At 58.0% G+C, this 19,934-nt stretch carries 12 protein-coding genes; 5 read left to right on the forward strand and 7 right to left on the reverse strand.

The features are described 5' to 3' along the window. Positions 1 to 4: 4 nt before the first annotated feature. Entirely contained in the window at positions 5 to 2,785 is a 2,781-nt protein-coding gene (locus S7A_RS19385) for a flavocytochrome c (protein WP_009093032.1), read from the reverse strand. Positions 2,786 to 3,375: 590 nt separating this feature from the next. Here S7A_RS19385 and S7A_RS19390 point away from each other — a divergent pair. Continuing rightward, on the forward strand, positions 3,376 to 4,884 hold the full coding sequence (locus S7A_RS19390) for a DASS family sodium-coupled anion symporter (protein WP_033736769.1): 1,509 nt from the start codon (positions 3,376 to 3,378) through the stop codon (positions 4,882 to 4,884). Positions 4,885 to 5,040: 156 nt separating this feature from the next. After that, on the forward strand, positions 5,041 to 6,687 hold the full coding sequence (gene fumA, locus S7A_RS19395) for a class I fumarate hydratase FumA (RefSeq protein ID WP_009093034.1): 1,647 nt from the start codon (positions 5,041 to 5,043) through the stop codon (positions 6,685 to 6,687). 270 nt (positions 6,688 to 6,957) lie between these two features. Here the strand turns inward: fumA and S7A_RS19400 are convergent, their stop codons facing one another. Together S7A_RS19400 and S7A_RS19405 are read right to left on the reverse strand one after the other, a co-directional pair. Continuing rightward, a complete protein-coding gene (locus S7A_RS19400; protein WP_009093035.1) occupies positions 6,958 to 7,614 on the reverse strand; it encodes an NAD(P)H-binding protein in 657 nt (218 codons plus the stop codon). A 74-nt stretch (positions 7,615 to 7,688) separates the two neighbouring features. Further along, complete coding sequence (locus S7A_RS19405) at positions 7,689 to 8,756, reverse strand: SDR family oxidoreductase (protein WP_009093036.1); 1,068 nt, start codon at positions 8,754 to 8,756, stop codon at positions 7,689 to 7,691. Positions 8,757 to 8,856: 100 nt separating this feature from the next. Between S7A_RS19405 and S7A_RS19410 the strand changes: the two genes are divergently transcribed. Beyond that, entirely contained in the window at positions 8,857 to 9,759 is a 903-nt protein-coding gene (locus S7A_RS19410; protein ID WP_009093037.1) for a LysR family transcriptional regulator, read from the forward strand. An 84-nt stretch (positions 9,760 to 9,843) separates the two neighbouring features. On the opposite strand, the gene S7A_RS19415 is transcribed toward S7A_RS19410, so the two are convergent. From S7A_RS19415 to malT, 4 genes are all read right to left on the reverse strand, one after another. Beyond that, positions 9,844 to 10,317, reverse strand: a complete 474-nt coding sequence (locus tag S7A_RS19415; protein WP_033736773.1) for an OmpA family protein — start codon at positions 10,315 to 10,317, stop codon at positions 9,844 to 9,846. Then, on the reverse strand, positions 10,314 to 11,528 hold the full coding sequence (locus S7A_RS19420) for a diguanylate cyclase domain-containing protein (protein ID WP_009093039.1): 1,215 nt from the start codon (positions 11,526 to 11,528) through the stop codon (positions 10,314 to 10,316). Before S7A_RS19420 ends, S7A_RS19415 begins: the two co-directional genes overlap by 4 nt. 1 nt (position 11,529) lies before the next feature. Continuing rightward, a complete protein-coding gene (locus S7A_RS19425) occupies positions 11,530 to 12,090 on the reverse strand; it encodes a YfiR family protein (protein ID WP_009093040.1) in 561 nt (186 codons plus the stop codon). 181 nt (positions 12,091 to 12,271) lie between these two features. Beyond that, positions 12,272 to 14,974, reverse strand: coding sequence for an HTH-type transcriptional regulator MalT (gene malT, locus S7A_RS19430; protein WP_009093041.1), 2,703 nt, complete (start codon positions 14,972 to 14,974; stop codon positions 12,272 to 12,274). Positions 14,975 to 15,257: 283 nt separating this feature from the next. On the opposite strand from malT, the gene malP reads away from it, so the two are divergent. After that, positions 15,258 to 17,663, forward strand: coding sequence for a maltodextrin phosphorylase (gene malP / locus S7A_RS19435; RefSeq protein ID WP_009093043.1), 2,406 nt, complete (start codon positions 15,258 to 15,260; stop codon positions 17,661 to 17,663). A gap of 8 nt (positions 17,664 to 17,671) precedes the next feature. Next, positions 17,672 to 19,741: a 4-alpha-glucanotransferase gene (malQ, locus tag S7A_RS19440; RefSeq protein ID WP_009093044.1), complete on the forward strand. Its 2,070-nt coding sequence runs from the start codon at positions 17,672 to 17,674 to the stop codon at positions 19,739 to 19,741. Positions 19,742 to 19,934 lie beyond the last annotated feature (193 nt).

Below are 19,934 nucleotides of genomic sequence, written 5' to 3' on the forward strand. Positions count from 1 at the left end.
ACCGTTAACGTCGGGCGTAAGCGGCGGCGTTACCACCGGCCAGAATACCAAAGATGATGATATCGGCGACGGCGTTCCCGCCGATACGGTTTGCGCCGTGGATACCGCCAACCACCTCACCGCAGGCCCAGGCACCGTTGATCACCTGTTTCTGAGTGTCCAGCACCGCTGTCGTGGTGTCGATGGTCACGCCCCCCATGGTGTGGTGAACACCCGGCGCGATACGAATCGCGTAGAAGGGGCCTTCACTCAGCGGGTGACGCAGCGCGGTCTGACGACCAAAATCTTCATCTTTCTGCTGGATAACAAAGTTGTTGTAACGGGCCAGTGTCGCTTCCAGGGTGTGATGTTCGCCCATGTTAAGTTTCACCGCCAGCTCCGCCACGGTAGGCGCGCTGATGACAAAGCCTTTAGCGATATACTCGTCGGCCGCTTTGTTATTCATCCGCACCTGTTCGTCAAACACAATCCAGGCGCTCTTCTCAGGCAGGGCGATAATCTGCGCCGAGACTTTGTCGCGGGTTTCCATTTCATTATAGAAGCGCTTGCCCGCCTGGCTGACCAGGATAGCACCGCCGCCGCGAATGGATTCAGAGACCAGATAAGAGGTGGTCTGCTCCACCGTTGGGTGAATCTGGATCTCACCCATATCCACCGTGCCCGCGCCGATTTTCTCCAGCATCGCAATCCCGCTGCCGGTAGCGCCTTTATGGTTAGTGGTGACAAAGCCATCGAGTTCTGGACGGTATTTCACCACCAGCTCGCGGTTGGCACTGAATCCGCCGGTCGCCACAATCACGCTTTTCGCGTAGAGGATGCGGCTGTCGTTGTATTCATCGACCACCTTCACGCCGGTGACCGCGCCATTTTCATACAGGATTTCTGCGACCGAGGTCTCCAGCAGGACTTCGATGTTACGGCTGTTGATGTTTTTCACCAGACCGCTGATCAGGAAGCCCCCCACCGCGGAACGGTCAGCCGGACGGTGAGTCCGGTCAATGCTCATCCCGCCGGTAATGGTAATGTCGTTGAGTTCGATGCCGTGGTTAGCCAGCCATTCGATCGCTTCCGGTGCCAGATCCACAAACTCACGCAGCAGCACCGGGTTGTTTTTGAACTGACCGCCCTTCAGCGTCTCTTCATAGAACAGCTCTTTGCTGTCCTCGATGCCTTTGAGTTTCTGGAAGCGGGTTTCGGCAGCATTCATACCGACCGACGCCTTGATGGTGTTACCCCCGATGGTCGGCATCTTCTCGATGATGACGACGCGAGCGCCCTCGTCGTGCGCCTGAATCGCCGCAGCCAGACCTGCCCCGCCACTGCCGACAATCACCACATCGTAATTCTGCGGTGCATTCGGGTTGCCCCCCTCTTCAATCACATGCGCTTTGCTGGAGGTGGTCATGGCGCGTGAAACCGCTTTTTTCAGCGCCTCACTCTGGGTGGTTGCGCCGGTAATGGCGTCGACGTGCGGGCTGTTCGCTACCAGAATGCGGTTACGCAGGCTTTCAAACGTGGTGGTGAAATCGACATCCAGGGTGTCATCCGGCACCAGTGAAATGTCGGTGATACGGTCCGTGTCGAGCGTCACGTTGATTTTCAGCTTCAGCGCTTCTGCTTCCACTTTTTCCTGATAAACGCCCGCTTTGTATTTACGGCCCGATTCGCTCATGTCGCGGATCATCGCGTCGACCAGCGAGAAGCGCCACAGCGGTTCCGGGATCTGCAGCTCTTCGCGTTTGTTGCTGTCGATATAGAGTTCAAGGTGCTCGTTGTTGATGATCCGGTCAGCCCAGTTCGGGTAGGCGATACAGGCTTTACCAATCGCCACCAGATCGTAGCCTTTTTCCAGCGCCATCTCGGCATCGGCCCGGTTTATAACGCCGCCGACGCCAATCACCGGCACTTTTGCCAGTTCAGGCGACCGCATGGCGAGGTACTTCTCGATCAGCGGCGTCGGGTCCTGGGTATCCACAATCGACGGACGCAGCAGCTGGCCCACAGAGAAGTGGACATAATCCAGGCCACGCGCGGCCAGTTTTTCCAGCAGATAGAGGGTGTCGTCAAAGCGAATGCCGGGCACTTCGATCTCTTCAGGCGAGAAGCGATAGCCGATGATGAAGGAGTTGTGGGCGAAGCGCTCCGCCATCTTGTGGGTGATTTCCAGCACTTCCAGCGGGAAACGAGCGCGGTTGTCGCGGCTGCCGCCCCACTTGTCATCGCGCTGGTTAGAGTTGGGTGAATAGAACTGCTGGATCAGATAGGTATTGGCGCCATGAATTTCCACACCATCGAAACCCGCCTTGATCGCACGGTTCACTGCATCACCAAATTTGGTGATCATGGTATCGACTTCTTCAGCGCTGAGCGCCAGCGGTTGGGTGGCACCTTCACGCGGCGCCGCGATGGCGCTCGGCGCAACCGGGGTTTTCCCGCCAATCAGCTCCGGCTCGACCATACGGCCGCCGTGATAGATCTGTAAAATGGCGGTAGAACCTTCAGATTTGATCGCGTCCGCAATGCGTTTCAGACCGGGGATTTTGTTGTCGCTGTCGATAGCAATGGCACCCGGAAAGGCCGGGCCGCGGTTATCGATAAAGCAGCACTCGACAATCACGGTTCCGATGCTGCCTGCCCGTGCGCGATAGTATTCAACCAGTTCACTGGTGACCGTGCCGTCATAGAAACCGGTACAGGTGGTCATCGGGGCCATCACCAGTCGGTTTTTTAACACGGCGCCATTTGGCAGGGTCAGTGGATTAAGGATGGGAGTGAGTGTATTCATTGCGATAAACTCCAAGATTTAAAAGTCTGGAAATTTTTTAGCGGACGCAAATTATCGCTTAATTAAGTGGTCCGATGTCATGCAGTTAATATACGCCTTTCTTTGCTTACGTAAGCGATAAATTTACTTATTTAACTTTTAAAGCATCTGGAGTTTTTATTTGCTGAATGGCGGAACTAAAGTTATATTTATTGTTAATCAAGGGTAACCAAAAATCAACCATTTGTTTACATTGAAATAAAATCATTCATTATCAGAAAGTTATGTGATAACCTCCTGCTTTTCCGCCCTGCTCATTTGTTGACCCGCTTCACAAAAGTGTCAGAATGCCGGTGGCAGAAATATAAATAGAAAATAAATGTTAAAAAATCGCGAATAATGAATTAATTTCTTTGATCTGGATCAAAATTTATATTTTCAGAAATCGCATCATATTTACAGGCTTTTAAAAATGCTGCTCAATCCTCAGGCAGCGGATTAAACAAATCAGTGCATCGCGGTTTATTCACACTATCAAGAATAAGAACGAAATTCATCAGTGAAGGTCCGGGGCGCAAATCGTATTCTTCTTAACTTGCAGATAAAACACTATGAAAACACTCTCAGCTGTAACTGAACCCCCAAAAGCCGCACCTGCGGGTGCGGGGAAAAAGAAAGCGATCATGCTGGCGCTGCCGGTGCTGGTGGCCGTGCTGCTGTTACTGGTGCCGACACCTGCGGGCCTTGAACCCTACGCCTGGCACTTCTTCGCCATCTTCGTCGGCGTCATCGTCGGCCTGATCTTTGAACCCCTGCCCGGCGCCGTGATCGGCCTGACGGGCGTTGTCGTCATCGCGCTCTTCAGTCAGTTCCTGCTTTTCAGCCCGGCAGAGCTGGCTAATCCGAAATTCAAAGTCGCCAGTGAATCCTTCAAGTGGGCGGTCAGCGGTTTCGGTAACTCCACGGTCTGGCTGATCTTCGGTGCCTTTATGTTCGCCGCAGGGTATGACAAAACGCAGTTTGGGCGTCGCCTGGCGCTGATCCTGGTGAAATATCTGGGTCGCCGTAGCCTGACGCTGGGTTATGCCATCACCTTTGCTGACCTGTTGCTGGCACCCTTTACCCCGTCGAACACCGCGCGCAGTGGCGGCACCATCTATCCGATTATCGCCAACCTGCCTCCGCTCTACGGCTCTAAACCGAATGACCCAAGCGCCCGCAAAATCGGTTCCTATCTGATGTGGGTCGCCATTACCGCCGCCTGTATCACCAGCTCAATGTTCCTCTCTGCACTGGCACCCAACCTGCTGGCCCTGGCGCTGGTGAAAAGCATCATCGGTTTTGATATCTCCTGGGGCATGTGGTTCCTGGCCTTCCTGCCGCTGGGTCTGCTGCTGATTCTGACCATGCCGCTGCTGGCTTACTGGTTCTATCCGCCTGAAGTCAAAATCAACGATGAAGTGCCAAAATGGGCAATGGCTGAACTGGAGAAACTGGGCAGACTGACCCGCAATGAGATCCTGCTGCTGGTGTTCGTGGTCTGCGCCCTGCTGATGTGGATCTTCGCGACCTCGTGGATTGAGCCCGCCCTGGCGGCACTGCTGGTCGTGGTCCTGATGTTATGGACAGGAGTGCTCAGCTGGAACGATATCACCAGCAATAAACCCGCCTGGAACACCTTTGCCTGGTTCGCTACCCTGGTGGCGCTGGCGGACGGTCTGGCTCGCGTCGGTTTCATCACCTGGTTAGGTAAAGAAGGTGGCATGCTGCTGCAGGGCTACGACCCGCAGATTTCAGCCGTCGTCCTGTTAATCGCCTTCTTCCTGCTGCACTACCTGTTTGCCAGTACCACCGCGCACACCACCGCGCTGTTACCAGCCATGCTGACCATTGCCGCCTCGATTCCTGGCATCAATATGCCGGTCTTCTGCCTGATGCTCTGTACCTCTCTGGGTGTGATGGGCATCATCACCCCTTACGGCACCGGCCCAAGTCCGATTTACTACGGCAGCGGTTATCTGCCGACTAAAGACTACTGGCGTCTGGGTACCATCTTCGGCGCTATATTCCTGGTCTCCATGATGGTGATTGCCTATCCGTGGATGGTGTGGATGTTCTGACGGATACAACATGCAGATCAACGCGTTATAAGATACCATTCCTGCACTTCCCCGCTGCACCCGCGGCGGGGAAGCATAATAAACGATTAATTCGCCTATGATGTTGCGCCCCGCAGCCTGCTCGCGGTGGTTCAGCCGGTCATTAAGTGAGAAAAAATGTCGAACAAACCTTTTGTCTATCAGAACCCTTTTCCGCTGTCCCACGAAGAAACCGAATACTATCTGCTGAGCCGTGAGCATGTCTCAGTCGCCGAATTTGAAGGTCAGGAGATCCTGAAAGTTGACCCGCAGGCGCTGACGCTGCTGGCTCAGCAGGCCTTCCACGACGCCTCTTTTATGCTGCGTCCGGCTCACCAGCAGCAGGTTGCCTCAATCCTTGCTGACCCGGAAGCCAGCGACAACGACAGATATGTCGCCCTGCAGTTTTTACGCAACTCTGAGATTGCCGCCAAAGGCGTGCTGCCAACCTGTCAGGATACCGGCACCGCTATCATCATGGGTAAAAAGGGTCAGCGCGTCTGGACCGGCGGCGGGGATGAGGCCGCGCTGTCGCAGGGTATCTATAACACTTACATCGAAGATAACCTGCGCTACTCCCAGAACGCCGCACTGGATATGTACAAAGAGGTGAACACCGGCACCAACCTGCCTGCGCAGATTGACCTCTACAGCGTGGATGGCGACGAGTACAAATTCCTCTGTATTGCCAAAGGGGGCGGTTCTGCTAACAAGACCTATCTCTATCAGGAGACCAAAGCACTGCTGAGTCCCGGCAAGCTGAAAAATTACCTGGTGGATAAGATGCGCACCCTGGGCACGGCCGCCTGTCCGCCGTACCATATCGCATTTGTTATCGGAGGCACCTCAGCGGAAAGCACGCTGAAGACGGTTAAGCTCGCCTCGACCCACTACTACGATGGTCTGCCGACCGAAGGCAACGAACATGGTCAGGCATTCCGTGATGTGCAGCTGGAGCAGGAACTGCTGGAAGCCGCGCAGAAGCTGGGTCTGGGCGCACAGTTTGGCGGCAAATATTTCGCGCACGACATTCGCGTGATTCGCCTGCCGCGCCACGGTGCCTCCTGCCCGGTCGGCATGGGCGTCTCCTGCTCCGCTGACCGTAACATCAAGGCGAAGATCAACCGCGAAGGCATCTGGATTGAGAAACTGGAAGCCAACCCGGGCCGACTGATCCCGGAAGCGCTGCGTCAGCAGGGCGAAGGTGAAGTCTTACAGGTTGATCTGAACCGTCCGATGGAGCAGATTCTGGCGCAGCTCTCCGCCTACCCGGTCTCTACCCGTCTGTCTCTGACCGGTACCATTATCGTGGCGCGTGATATTGCGCATGCGAAGCTCAAAGAGCGTATCGATAACGGTGAAGGGTTGCCGCAGTACATTAAGGATCATCCGGTCTATTACGCTGGCCCGGCCAAAACGCCTGAAGGTTACGCCTCCGGTTCACTCGGCCCGACCACCGCCGGGCGTATGGACTCCTACGTGGATCTGCTGCAGGCACACGGCGGCAGTAAGATCATGCTGGCAAAAGGCAACCGCAGCCAGCAGGTGACGGATGCCTGTCACAAGCATGGCGGCTTCTATCTCGGCAGCATCGGCGGCCCGGCAGCGGTGCTGGCGCAGCAGAGTATTAAGAGTCTGGAGTGCGTGGAGTATCCGGAGCTGGGGATGGAAGCGATCTGGAAGATTGAGGTCGAGAACTTCCCGGCCTTTATCCTGGTCGATGATAAAGGTAACGACTTCTTCCAGCATATTGAGCGCGCGCACTGCGCGAAATGTGTGAAGTAAGAGATGCGGTAAAAGCCCCCGATTTCGGGGGCTTTTTTTTGAAGATCTCAAAGGAAAATCTGGCTGTGGTAGCGAGCCTGCGCAGGGAACGGGGTCAGATCGGAAAGACGCAAAAGCCGTCATCCATGACACGCTCGGCCCGCGCCGTCCTGGCGCGGGACGCTTTCCTCCTCTGACCCCGTTCCCCACGCCCTGAGCGAATTTACTGCTGTCAGATTCACCCTGCTTTGTCTTCAGCGTCGGTCTGCAAAAAAGGCTATCGAAGCCTTTTTAGCCACGCTGCAACCGCTGCAACGCCTCATCGATCGGGCTGTCGCCCTGAGTCAGTTCGATGATCTGATATTTAATGGCTGGCTGTTCGATCAGCCCGACCAGGGTTGCCGCCACATCTGCCCGCGGCACCACGCCATAGGGGATCGCCAGGTCGGCATGAATCCGTCCGCTGCCCGCTTCGTCAGTCAGCGTGCCAGGGCGCAGGATCACCCACTCCAGGCGGCTCGCCACCAGCTCAGCATCAGCCTGTCGTTTGACCCGCATGTAGTTCTCAAAGCCCTCTGAAGGGGTTTTGCCGCGACCTGCATCGGGAAAAGCCGAAACCAGCATAAAGCGTGGAACATCTGCCTGCTCTGCTGCCGCCACGGCCAGTGTCAGCCCCTCACCATCAATGGCATTGGTCAGCGCGATCCCGGCACCACCGGCCCCCGCCGTAAACACCACGACATCATGCTCAGCCATCAGCTGTGCCAGCTCCGCCGCGCTCAGCTGCTGAAGGTCGCCTGACACAGCCGTTGCGCCTGCTGCCTGCAACGTCTCAGCCTGCTCCGGTTTGCGGTGAAGTGCCGTCACCCTGTGCCCCTTGCTGCTCAGCTGACGGGTCAGCTGCTCACCCACCTTGCCCGCAGCCCCGATAATGAAACATCTCGCCATGGGTTCTGAACCTCCACTGAATGATCAAATATGCCGGAAACAAAACAGGCGCCGGATAGGGCGCCTGCAGGTTTTTACTCAGGGATCACTTTTTCCGCTTTCAGCTTATCGAACAGCTGGGTGAAGGAGTCCAGCGTGCTGCGGTAGCCGGTAAAGCCCGCTTTGCGGCTCTTACTCATGTCGGTAAAGGCTTCCATCGGACGTCCCAGATCGGCATCGGTGTGCCACCAGGAGGCGAGTTTATTGATATCCGCCTCACGCAGCTGATGCTTCTCTGCAATCGCCTGCCATGCGCTGGCGGCCTCATCCATCCGCCCTTCCAGCGGCATCATCTGCGCCGGATAGTCCGCCGCCTCGATACCAAAGTATTCTGCCAGTTTCGGCCACATCCAGTTCCAGCGGAAGACATCGCCGTTTACGGCGTTAAAGTCCTGGTTAGCGGCATTGGGCGAGGTGGCGGCCCAGAGCAGCTGCTCAGCCAGCAGACCCGCATCGGTCATATCCGCCACACCGTTCCACTGCTCAGGCGAACCCGGGAAGATAAACGGCCAGCCCTTCTCTTTACACAGGGTGGCGTAAACGGCCAGCGTCTGCCCCATGTTCATCGCATTACCCACCGCGTAGCCGATGATGGTGTGCGGACGATGCACGCTCCAGCGATAGTCATACTTCTCAGCGCCAGCGAACAGTTCATCTTCCTGCGCGTAATAGAAGTTATCAACCGGCTGACGGCCCTGCTCTTCGCGGAATGGCGTAACCGGCACCGCACCTTTACCGTAGGCTTCAAACGGGCCCAGATAGTGCTTCAGTCCGGTGACCAGCGCCACGTGAGAACCCTGCAGGCGATCGCCCAGTGCTTCGATCACGTTGCGCACCATGCCGCCGTTGACGCGGATATTCTCTTTTTCATTCTCCTGACGCGCCCAGACACTGAAAAACAGCGCATCCGGTTTGACCGATTTCAGCGCGTCACGCACCGCATCGGCGTCGGTCAGATCGGCAGTCAGGCTGGTCGCGCCCGCTGGCACGGCACCACGGCCGCGTGACAGGCCGCTGACCTGCCAGCCTTCCTGCTGTAATTTGTCTGCCAGTGCGCGACCGATTACGCCGCTGATGCCCACAATCAAAGCGTGCTTTATCATTTGATTTCTCCTCAATTTGCGTAATGCTAAGCCTAATAGAGAATTCAGTTCTTATCTCTGTCATTTATTCACATCATTCTCAACCTGAGTTCACGAATCGATGCACGATCATCGCCTGAAAGACATCCTGCCGTTTGTTGCCAGCGTCGAGTGCGGCAGTTTCACCGCGGCGGCCGAACGTTTGCATGTCACCGGCTCGGCGGTCAGTAAAAGCCTCAGCCGGCTGGAAACACGCTTAGGCTCGCGCCTGCTGGAACGCACGACGCGCAGTCTGCAGCTCACCGACGCGGGCAGCGCCTATTACCAGACCTGCCTGCGGGTGCTGGAGGATCTGGCCGAAGCAGAAGCGGTGCTGGCGGCGCAGCGCACCATTCCTTCCGGCCGCCTGCGGCTGGCCGTGCCCACCACCTATGGCCGCCTTAACGTCATGCCGCTGCTGATGCCCTTTTGTCAGCAGCACCCCGAACTGGCGCTGAGCCTGAGTCTGTCCGATCGCTTTGTTGACCTGTTTGAAGAGGGGGTGGATGTTGCGGTACGGATTGGCGGGGCACCTGACCTGCCTGCCTCTCTGGGCTGGCGCAATATGGGTCGCGAGAAGATGCAGTTCTGTGCGTCACCCGCTTATCTGGCACGTGAGGGACGCCCGGAAGATGAGGCGGCGCTGCTGAATCACCCCGCCATCCTTTATGAGCGGGTAGATGGCAGCACCAAACCCTGGCTGTTTACTACTCAGGATGGGCAGGCGCACTGGCGGGAGGTGCCCTGGCGGCTGGCTGTCGGGGACGTTGATGCGCAGTTGCAGGCGGTTATCGCCGGGCTGGGTGTCGCACAGATGCCATCCTGGCTGATCCAGCGCGCCGTGGACGCGGGTGAACTCGACATTATTCTGCCGGAACTGCAGCCTGACGGGCTGACGCTGAGCGTGGTATGGCCACGGCGCAAACAGTTTCTGCCCAAAGTGGATGCGCTGCTGTCGGCGCTGAATGAACTGACCATCCGCTAATCTCTCTTCGTGCGCCAGGCGCGCCACCCTGCCAGCGTCGTGTCATAGCGAGGCCGGAACCCTGCGTCCGGCCTGCCGGGAGAATTACGGCGCCGTGATGACGATGGCCACACGGCGGTTCTGCGCCCGCCCCTGAGGAGTGCTGTTGCTGGCCACCGGGGCGCTCATGCCTAACCCGCGTGTGATGATATTCTCAGGGGGGATCGCCGCGCCCTGCGCCCACTGCGCCGCGACCGCGTTTGCCCTTTTCAGTGACAGCTGCTGGTTGTAATCCGGTTTGCCATAGTTGTCGGTGTGCCCGTCAATGCGCACATGCTCAATACCGGTCGAGGCCAGATTTCTCGCCATCGTCTGAATGGTCGTTTTGCTGGCAGGAGTCAGTTCGGATTCGTTGATACCAAACAGGATTTTATCGGACAGGCCCAATCCCCAGCCCTCCATGTTCTGCGTAAAGCCGGCGCTTTTCATCGCAGCGATCTGCGCCTCACTGAAGCGCGAAGTCGACTGACAGCCCGCCAGCGCCATCACAAGTAATACCAGGGAAAATTTCATTCTCATCTTTTCGCCTTACCTGCTCGTTTATTCCTGTACATGTTCATATCGGCACGTTCGAGAATGGCCGCGACCGTGTCACCCTGCTGTGACCAGGCATAGCCAACGGTCACCGAGGTCGTTATCTGCGTATCCCCGGCAAGCGTGATCGCCTGCGTGATAACCTCATGAATGCACTGCACCAGACGCTGAAGCTCCTCCTCACTGACGCGACTGCTCACCAGCATGGCAAACTCATCTCCCCCTAAGCGGGCAACCAGATCCTGATCGGCCGCCAGAGACAGGAGGCGTGAGCCTATCGCTTTTAAAACGTCATCGCCTGCGGCATGACCCCAGCTGTCGTTGATGCTCTTGAAACGGTCGCCATCCAGAAACAGCAGAGCAAAGCGCCCCTTCTCCTGCTGTCGATCCAGAAGCCGGGCGAGATGCGCCGTAAAGGCGCTGCGATTGGCCAGCCCGGTCAGCGGATCTTCCAGCGCTTTGGCCGCCAGCGAGCGATTGTCACGGATCAGCGAAGCCTTCAGCGACTGCATCTCCTTCAGCAGCGAATTGAGATCATCGGAGAACAGCTGAAACTCACTCGTCGGGCTGCCGGGTATGCGCAGGGAAAAATCGCCCGAATGAATCACATAGTGAATGGAACTGGTAATGTTGCGCAGCGTCGCGACGATCCCCCGATGCAGGAAGGCGCTCAGCATCAGCGAGACAATCAGCACACACAGCATTCCGCTGGTCAGGATCAGGAAAGAGTAGCGAATAAAACGCATCGCGCCGGTCACGGTCCCTTCCAGCGTCAGTGTGCCGACCGTGACGTCAGCGTGATTGATGGCGACATTAAGCGGTTTGCTATACATCCACTCGCGTAACCAGTGTGAATACCAGCCCGTCGGTTCCTGCTGCGCATGCCAGCTGACCAGTTCAATATTATCCCGGGTGACGAGCTTTGCAGAGGCATAAAGGCCCTGTTCACCGAGCTGTTCAATTTTATTACGCGCATCATAGCTGTCGGCAAAAACGGTCGCGGCGGTCAGCGTCGTGCTGAGCGTAGAGCCAATCAGTTCAAGATTACATTTCTCATAATTTTTAATGAAGAGCAGCGAGGTCGAGGAGAGCAGCAGCCAGCACAACAGTAATATTACCGCCGCATTGATGGTGCTTATTTTCTGCAGCTTATTACGTATTGATGATTTGTCGTTTCTTACTTTATCGAATTTCATATTATTCGACTCTCTGGCGGGAGAGCAAAAGCACATCCGGACTCACCCTGACGCCACTTCTGGCGAGCGAGTCAAGATTAACGGAAAAAAGCGTTCGGTCCGGTTGAAATATCAGGCAAAAAGCGGCCCCCACGGTGCACTCCGGGCTGCTCTCTGCAAGGGTAAGCACCGCTCTGCCCTGTAGCTGCTGAATAGTTTTTGCCTGCTGCTGCGAGGTTTCCGCGCCAAAATAGAGTGCATCGCACCGGTGCGTCGCAAGCTGGCTGACAGTCGCTATATAGACAACGGTAAAGGTTGCAGCAGGCGAAGTGATATTTTCCGGCAGGGAGAGATGCCGTGCCGATGAAAAGACACATAACTGGGGCGGACTGTTCAGGCCGGGCCAGTGGCTGAAGCTGATAATTCCGCTGACGATACGATTGGCTTTGCCATCCCGTATTTCGCCATAAGCCAGATGAGGAATGAGCAGCAGCAGAATAATGAGTGTCAGGACGCTTCTGCAGACAGGGCGCAGGGAATGCAGCAAACAGGCATTCAGATAAAAAGGATATTTTACGGTCATACTGCGTTCCCGGAAATAGATCGCTCGGCAGGACGCCTGAATAAGCGCCGGAATATTAACACAGCGTTAATAAGAATTGTACCGGATGAATAATTAAACAGGGTGGTGGAAAACTATATTGTCTTTCTGTCACAGGGACTGTGACGCGATGCTGACCGGAAGACGGACATCGCGCCAGACGTCAGACATAGCCCATCATTTTCAGCAGCGACTGCACCTGGTTCATCGCTTCACTGCGGTGAGAAACGCCCAGCTTCTGATAGAGATTGCGGATATGGGTCTTGATGGTGGTGGAGGCCACAGCCAGCTCCCCGGCAATCTGATCGTTGCTGTAGCCCGAATAGATCAGCCCCAGCACCTGCCATTCACGCTGTGTCAGCGGGCTGGTGCGGATCAGCTCCGGCACGTCAGGATGGTTGAGCAACCGGCTGACAAAACCCTCATCGAAATGGGCAAACTTGTGACGGTGATATTTATTGATCTCCAGCAGGATGCGGCGGGCGCGATGGCTGTCCAGCTCATTCAGGGTATTCAGCTGAATCAACTGCCGCAGCTGTTGTGCCATCATCTCGCCTTCAATCACAAAGTGACTGATAAAACCGGTACTGCGCGCCAGTTTCAGCGCCTCGATCAGCACACGCTGCGCCTCCGCTTTGCGTTCAGTCTGCCAGTAGATCTGATTCAGCAGCAGCAGGTTGCGGTTCAGATCGCTCATCAGGCGGAGGGCGCGGGCATTCTCGTTCAGCTCTTCCAGCACCACTTCTGCCTGGCTGACATCGCCCAGCAGGATCTGCGCACGGGCAATGTTGCGCCACTGTCCCTGCAGAAAATGGTTGTTGGCAAAGGCAGGTTTTGGCGTCTGGCGCATCCAGTCGCGTGCGTTCTGACTGTCGCCGGTCATCTGCCAGTAGATCACCCGGACCTTATCGGCATTGGCAATCCAGTCGCTGTGCCAGTTGCCGTTGTTCAGCAGGTTTTCCAGCCGGTTCAGGTAGCTGCGGGCATTATCCAGATTACCCCGCGCCAGCGAGCACTGCACCAGCAGGCCCAGACACTGGATCTGCTGCTGCGGCTGAAAACCGTTCAGTACGCTGATGCCGTCGCGGGCGGCCTGTTCCGCCTCTTCCAGCCGCCCCCAGGCCCACAGCAACTGAGCGCGAATGCGCAGCAAAAACTCATGCAGCGGGAACTGTGCCAGATGCTGCTCTTCCACCAGCACAAAGGCGCGACTCTGGATCTCATAGGCTGCCTGCAAAAAGCCCTGCGCAAACAGAATTTCGCTCTGCTGAATCAGGCTCCAGAGGGCGTAGTGCCACACCTCATCGCGGCGCGCCAGCTGCTCGGTCTGACGCATCAGCTTGAGGGAATCCTCCAGCTCGCCTTTGCAATGCATCACTTCGCCATGCACCGACATCGCCACAATACGGCTGTAGTGACGATTGCCGGGCAGCGTGTCGAGCGCCACTTTTGCCAGTCGCTCCGCTTCGTCGATGTTGCCGTCGTTAATCGCTACCTGAGCGCGTAATGCATTAAATTCGCCGCGCAGCGCCGCGTCAATCTCGCAGCGGCTGGCCTGTTCAAAGCGTGCCAGCAGGCTGTCCACCTCGGAAAAGCGATGCTGAGTCTGCATCAGCCAGGCCTGCAGCAGCACCAGCATCGGGTTCTCCAGCATCATCTCCCACGGCAGCGCCCTGAGGGAGTTCTCCAGCAGCGGCAGCTCACTCTGATTGAACAGTGTCCAGGCGTGCTCCAGCAGCACGTCGCGCAGCATGCTGGCGTCGCCGGACGCCAGCGCATGATGAATCGCCTCGCCAGGGAAACCCTGCGCCATCCAGCTCTCAGCCGCCGCCCGGTGCAGCGCGGGCAGCTCCGCCGCCAGCTCCCACTGACAGCGCTGCCGCAGGAAATTACCGAACAGAGGGTGGTAACTGAACCAGCAGCCGGAATCATCCATGCGCTGCAGGAACAGCCCCTGACGCTCGATCTCTTCAAGCCGCATCTGGCCGTTCTCTTCACAGGTAACCCGGGCGATGAGTTCATCATTCATGGAGCGCAGCAGCGCGGTTTTCAGCAGGAAATGGCGGGTGGGGAGATCGACATGATCCAGGACCTCCTCCACCAGATAGTCAGAGAGGTGGCTGGCATTGATGCCGGAGAGACGCCGGGCCGAATGCTGAGCCGAACTGGCTCCCTGCCGCGCCGACAGCACAATCAGCTGCAGCGCGGTCGCCCAGCCCGCCACATCGTCACATAACCGGCTGCTCTCTTCGCTCTCCAGCGGGGCCGCCAGACGACAGTCGAAGAATTGCCGCGCCTCCTGATGGGTAAACGCCAGCTGCTGACTGCCCAGTTCAATCAGTTGCTCGCGCACCCGCAGGTTGGCAATACCCAGCTGGGGCAGATTGCGCGACATCAGGATCAGCGTCAGATTTTCAGGCTGGTGACGCAGGAAAAAACGCATCGCATCGTGGATCACCGGATTGGTGATGAGGTGGTAATCATCGACGATCAGCCACAGCGGCTGCTGCCACTCCACCAGCTCGATAAAAAGCTGTGAAAACAGGGCGTTAAGATTGACATACTGCCGCTTCTGCGCCAGCTGTTCGCTGCGCGGACAGCCACCGTGGGTGGCCTGCTGCAGGGCCGCAATCAGGTAATCGGCAAAACGCTCCGGCTGGTTGTCGCCCTCATCCAGAGAGACCCAGCCCAGATCGCTTTTCCCCGCCGCCCACTGTGACACCAGCGTGGTTTTGCCGTAGCCCGCCGGACTGGTGACCAGCACCAGACGATAGTTTCCGGCTGCGGTGAGCTTTTGCAGCAGGCGCTCACGGATGACGGTGCCATCAAGACGCACCGGGCGGCTGAGTTTAGCGGGTATTAACATGGGCGCGCGTATCTCCGTTTGTCGAGCGCAGCATTATTTTACGCTTCGTAATTATTCCTTACACAGGTTCAGCATTTCGTCAGATGAATGCAAGCAAACCCATTAATTAAACTTTACAAAAGTGTGCGCTATCACACTCCTGAACCGATTTCGGATTAGCCTCATCCTCTCCACCCTCCCTATCCTCCTGCGCTAATTCTGTTCAGGAGGAGGAGCGCCAGCTTTCGCGCGGGCACACTGTCGCCATATTGACCCCTTTTTCTGTTTTTCCAGGAGATCAACCATGACGACACAGCCCGAATTTAACCCGATTCAGTTCAATGCCGCCCTGACCCGTCAGTGGCAGCGTTTTGGCCTGCGCGAAGCGCAGGAGATGACCCCGTCACAGTGGTGGCAGGCGCTCAGCGGTGCGCTAGCGGATATGCTGGCCGCACAGCCAGGCGCCCCGGCACCCGCCACACAGCGCCACGTTAACTATCTGTCGATGGAGTTTCTGATTGGCCGTCTGACCGGTAACAACCTGCTGAATCTGGGCTGGTATGACGCGGTCAATGACGCGCTCTCTGCGTGGCATATTTCGCTGACTGACGTGCTGGAAAATGAGACGGATCCGGCGCTGGGCAACGGCGGACTGGGGCGGCTGGCCGCCTGTTTTCTCGACTCTATGGCCAGTGTGGGCCAGCCTGCAACCGGCTATGGCCTCAATTATCAATATGGCCTGTTCCGCCAGCGCTTCGAACAGGGGGCGCAGCACGAAACGCCGGATGAGTGGCAGCGCGATCGTTACCCCTGGTTCAATCATAACGCGGCGCTTAACGTTCGGGTCGGACTCGGCGGCAAAGTGGTCACCACAGAGGGGCAGCCTCAGTGGCAACCGGCGTTTGAACTGGTGGGTGAGGCCTGGGATTTACCGGTCGTTGGCTACCGGAATGGCATTACCCAGCCGCTGCGTTTGTGGCAGGCGAAACACGCTGAGCCGTTTAACCTCAATCGCTTCAACGACGGCGACTTTCTGCGCGCAGAGCAGCAGGGCATTGATGCTGAAAAACTGACGAAGGTGCTCTATCCCAATGACAATCATCAGAACGGTAAAAAACTGCGTCTGATGCAGCAATATTTTCAGTGCGCCTGTGCGCTGGCGGACATTCTGCGCCGCCATCATCAGGCCGGACGGTCAATTGAAACCCTGCCCGATCATGAAGTCATTCAGCTGAATGATACCCACCCTACGCTGGCGATCCCGGAGCTGATGCGTCTGCTGCTGGATGAGCACCAGCTGAGCTGGGATCAGGCCTGGCAGATTACCCGCCACACCTTTGCTTACACCAACCACACGCTGATGCCGGAAGCGCTGGAGTGCTGGGATGTCCGGCTGGTACGCAGCCTGCTGCCGCGCCATATGATGATCATTAACACGCTCAACGCCCGGCTGAAAGCCGTGGTCTCAGCACGCTGGCCGGAGGATGAGGCGAAATGGGCTAAGCTGGCGCTGGTCCACAATAATCAGCTGCGGATGGCGAACCTCTGCGTCACCAGTGGTTTTGCGGTAAACGGGGTGGCCGCGCTGCATTCGAAACTGGTGGTGCAGGATCTCTTCCCGGAGTATCACCAGCTCTGGCCGGAGAAATTTCACAACGTGACCAACGGCATTACCCCGCGTCGCTGGATCAATCAGTGCAACCCGGCGCTGAGTGCCCTGATTACCCGAACCCTGAACACACCCTGGCTGAACGATCTGGATGCGCTGCAGGGGCTGGAAGCCTTTGCGGATGACGCCGCGTTCCGCGCCGAATACCACGCCATCAAGCAGCAGAACAAGCAGACGCTGGTCGGCTGGGTCAAAAACCGCACCGGCATTGCGATCGACCCCACGGCGCTTTTCGACGTGCAGATTAAGCGCCTGCATGAGTACAAACGCCAGCATCTGAGCCTGCTGCATATCATCGCGCTGTGGCAGACGCTGGTGATCGATCCGCAGGCGAATCGTGTGCCGCGCGTGGTGCTGTTTGGCGCCAAAGCCGCGCCGGGTTACGCCCTGGCGAAGAACATCATCTATGCCATCAATAAAGTGGCTGAGGTGATCAATCACGATCCCCGCATCGGCAACCGTCTGAAGGTGGTCTTTATCCCCGACTACAACGTCTCCGTCGCGGAACGGCTGATCCCGGCCGCCGATCTCTCCGAGCAGATCTCGACCGCCGGCAAAGAGGCTTCCGGCACCGGTAACATGAAACTGGCGCTGAACGGTGCCCTGACCATCGGCACCCTCGACGGCGCAAACGTTGAGATCGCTGAGCAGGTTGGCAGTGACAACATCTTTATCTTTGGTCATACCGTGGAACAGGTCGTGGCCTTAAAAGCTGGCGGATATGATCCCGCTCAGTGGCGTAAAAAAGATCCGCAGCTTAATCAGGTGCTGCGGGCGCTGGAGGATGGCACCTTCAGCCAGGGCGATCGTCACGCCTTTGACGCGATGCTGCACAGTCTTGGCCCGGAGGGTGGCGACCCCTATCTGGTGCTGGCCGACTTCCAGCCCTACCTGGAGGCCCAGGCGCAGGTGGAAGCGCTCTGGAGCGATCAGGAAGCCTGGACCCGTGCCACTATCCTGAATACCGCGCGCTGCGGGATGTTCAGCGCCGACCGCGCTATCCGCGATTACCAGCAGCGCATCTGGCAAGCGAAACGCTGAGGAACGCCATGAAAACGAATCCGGTTAAGGATGATTTTTCCGTGGCGGGTATCGCTGCGGAATATATTAACGCCCACGGCAGGCCGCAGGCGATCCCGGCCCTGACCCGCCAGCGTCTGCTGGCGGTGATGCAGCCACCGCGTCAGCAGAGCACGCCGCTGCCGCCAGTAGTGATCTTTCGCAGCGGCGATCTGCTGAGCCTCTCCCCTCAGCTGACGCAGGATGCGCAGTGGCAACTCACCCGTGAGGCGGGAGGAGTCACTTCGGGTCGCTGTCATCCCGCTCAGCCGCTGCATCTGCCGCCGCTGCCGGAGGGCTACCATCAGCTGACGCTGCATCAGGGTGCCCGACAGTGGTCGTGCCGGATCATCATTGCTCCGCCCCGCTGCTATGAGCCGCCAGCGTTGCAGGCGGGGGAATCGCTGTGGGGAGCCTGTGTGCAGCTCTATACATTACGTTCGGCGGAGAACTGGGGCATTGGCGACTTTGGCGATCTGCGCCGGATGCTGCCCGCTGTCGCGGCACGCGGCGGCGCGTTTATCGGGCTGAATCCCATTCACGCGCTGTTTCCCTCCAGCCCGGAGAGTGCCAGTCCCTACAGCCCCTCCTCCCGCCGCTGGCTCAATGTCCTCTATATTAATGTGAATGCGGTCAGTGACTTCCGGCAGAGCAGCGCCGCCCAGGCCTGGTGGCAGCAGCCGGAGACACAGCAGGCGCTGATGCAGGCGCGCGCCGCGGAGTGGGTCGACTATGCGGCGGTCACCCGCCTGAAAATCACGGCGCTGAGCCTGGCATGGCCGCAGTTCAGCCAGCGTGAGGCCACCGATCCTGAGGTGCAGGCATTCCACGCCTTTATCAAAGAGGGTGGCGTCAGTCTGCAGCATCAGGCGCTGTTTGATGCCCTGCACGCCGATCAGATTGCGCAGGATAGCCAGCGCTGGGGCTGGCCGGTGTGGCCGGAGGCGTTGCAGGACCCTGCAAGCCCGGCGGTGAAAACCTTTCTGCAGCAGCATGCCGATCAGGTCCGTTTCTGGCTCTGGCTGCAGTGGCTGGCCGCGCAGCAGTTTGCTGACTGCTGGCACGGCTGCCAGCAGCAGGCAATGCCCATCGGCCTCTACCGCGATCTGGCGGTCGGGGTGGCCAAAGGAGGAGCCGAGACGTGGAGCGATCGCGACCTCTACTGCATGGAGGCCAGTATCGGAGCCCCGCCCGATATCCTCGGCCCGCGCGGTCAGGACTGGGGACTGCCGCCGATGGACCCGCAGGTCATGCAGCAGCGCGCCTGGGAGCCGTGGATTGCCCTGCTGCGCGCGAATATGCGCCACTGTGGCGCACTGCGCATCGATCATGTGATGGCGCTGATGCGACTCTGGTGGATACCGGCCGGCGAACCGGCGATGCACGGAGCCTATGTTCACTATCCCATCGACGACCTGCTGGCGATTCTTGCGCTGGAGAGCCAGCGACATCGCTGCATGGTGATTGGGGAAGATCTCGGCACGGTGCCGGAGGCGATTGTCGATAAGCTGCGGGATGGCGGCGTTTACTCCTATAAAGTGCTCTGGTTTGAACAGACCTCTCCGTCGGGATTCCGTCCACCCGCCGCCTGGCCGCGGCAGGCGATGGCCGTCGCGACCACCCACGATCTTCCGACGCTGCGCGGCTGGTGGCAAAGCGACGACCTGACCACGGGTGCCCGGCTGGGCCTCTACCCGGACAAGGTGGTGCTGGCCGGGCTGTATCAGGATCGGCTGCGGGCAAAGCAGGCGCTGCTCAACAGCCTGCATCAGGTGGGCGCCCTGCCGAAACGGGCCGGACGGTCTGCCGGACGTACCGGGATGAGCAAGGCGCTGAACCGGGCGATGCAGCGCTATCTGGCGGACAGTCACAGCGCCCTGCTGGGTCTGCAACCGGAGGACTGGCTGGATATGGCCACGCCGGTCAATATCCCCGGCACCAGCGATGAATACCCGAACTGGCGACGCAAGCTGAGCGTCACGCTGGAGGCGCTGTTCAGCGATGCGGAAACCCGTGCACTGTTGCGGGATCTGACGGCGCGACGGAAGCGGTCAGCATGAATCAGGGGAGATGAAATCAGCGCGGATCAGGGATGACCGCGCTGTATTGCATGAATAACGCTTTAACCTTAATGGCAGACAACGGCTCTTTCTCCTGACATCTCTGTCACTGAATCCGCTCACAGGTCATATCTCCCCCTCATTCAACATTATTTCAATTCAAAAAAAAGGTGCGCCGGAGCGCACCAGATGG

The sequence above is a fragment of the Pantoea sp. Sc1 genome, assembly GCF_000255315.1.
Lineage (GTDB): Bacteria > Pseudomonadota > Gammaproteobacteria > Enterobacterales > Enterobacteriaceae > Pantoea > Pantoea anthophila.

What these genes read in the sequence shown, in the direction of transcription:
- S7A_RS19425 (WP_009093040.1), bottom strand. Translation starts at nt 12,090, where the DNA reads ATGACCGTAAAATATCCTTTTTATCTGAATGCCTGTTTGCTGCATTCC.
- fumA (WP_009093034.1), top strand. Translation starts at nt 5,041, where the DNA reads ATGTCGAACAAACCTTTTGTCTATCAGAACCCTTTTCCGCTGTCCCAC.
- S7A_RS19415 (WP_033736773.1), bottom strand. Translation starts at nt 10,317, where the DNA reads ATGAGAATGAAATTTTCCCTGGTATTACTTGTGATGGCGCTGGCGGGC.
- S7A_RS19410 (WP_009093037.1), top strand. Translation starts at nt 8,857, where the DNA reads ATGCACGATCATCGCCTGAAAGACATCCTGCCGTTTGTTGCCAGCGTC.
- S7A_RS19400 (WP_009093035.1), bottom strand. Translation starts at nt 7,614, where the DNA reads ATGGCGAGATGTTTCATTATCGGGGCTGCGGGCAAGGTGGGTGAGCAG.
- S7A_RS19420 (WP_009093039.1), bottom strand. Translation starts at nt 11,528, where the DNA reads ATGAAATTCGATAAAGTAAGAAACGACAAATCATCAATACGTAATAAG.
- S7A_RS19390 (WP_033736769.1), top strand. Translation starts at nt 3,376, where the DNA reads ATGAAAACACTCTCAGCTGTAACTGAACCCCCAAAAGCCGCACCTGCG.
- S7A_RS19405 (WP_009093036.1), bottom strand. Translation starts at nt 8,756, where the DNA reads ATGATAAAGCACGCTTTGATTGTGGGCATCAGCGGCGTAATCGGTCGC.
- malT (WP_009093041.1), bottom strand. Translation starts at nt 14,974, where the DNA reads ATGTTAATACCCGCTAAACTCAGCCGCCCGGTGCGTCTTGATGGCACC.
- malQ (WP_009093044.1), top strand. Translation starts at nt 17,672, where the DNA reads ATGAAAACGAATCCGGTTAAGGATGATTTTTCCGTGGCGGGTATCGCT.
- S7A_RS19385 (WP_009093032.1), bottom strand. Translation starts at nt 2,785, where the DNA reads ATGAATACACTCACTCCCATCCTTAATCCACTGACCCTGCCAAATGGC.
- malP (WP_009093043.1), top strand. Translation starts at nt 15,258, where the DNA reads ATGACGACACAGCCCGAATTTAACCCGATTCAGTTCAATGCCGCCCTG.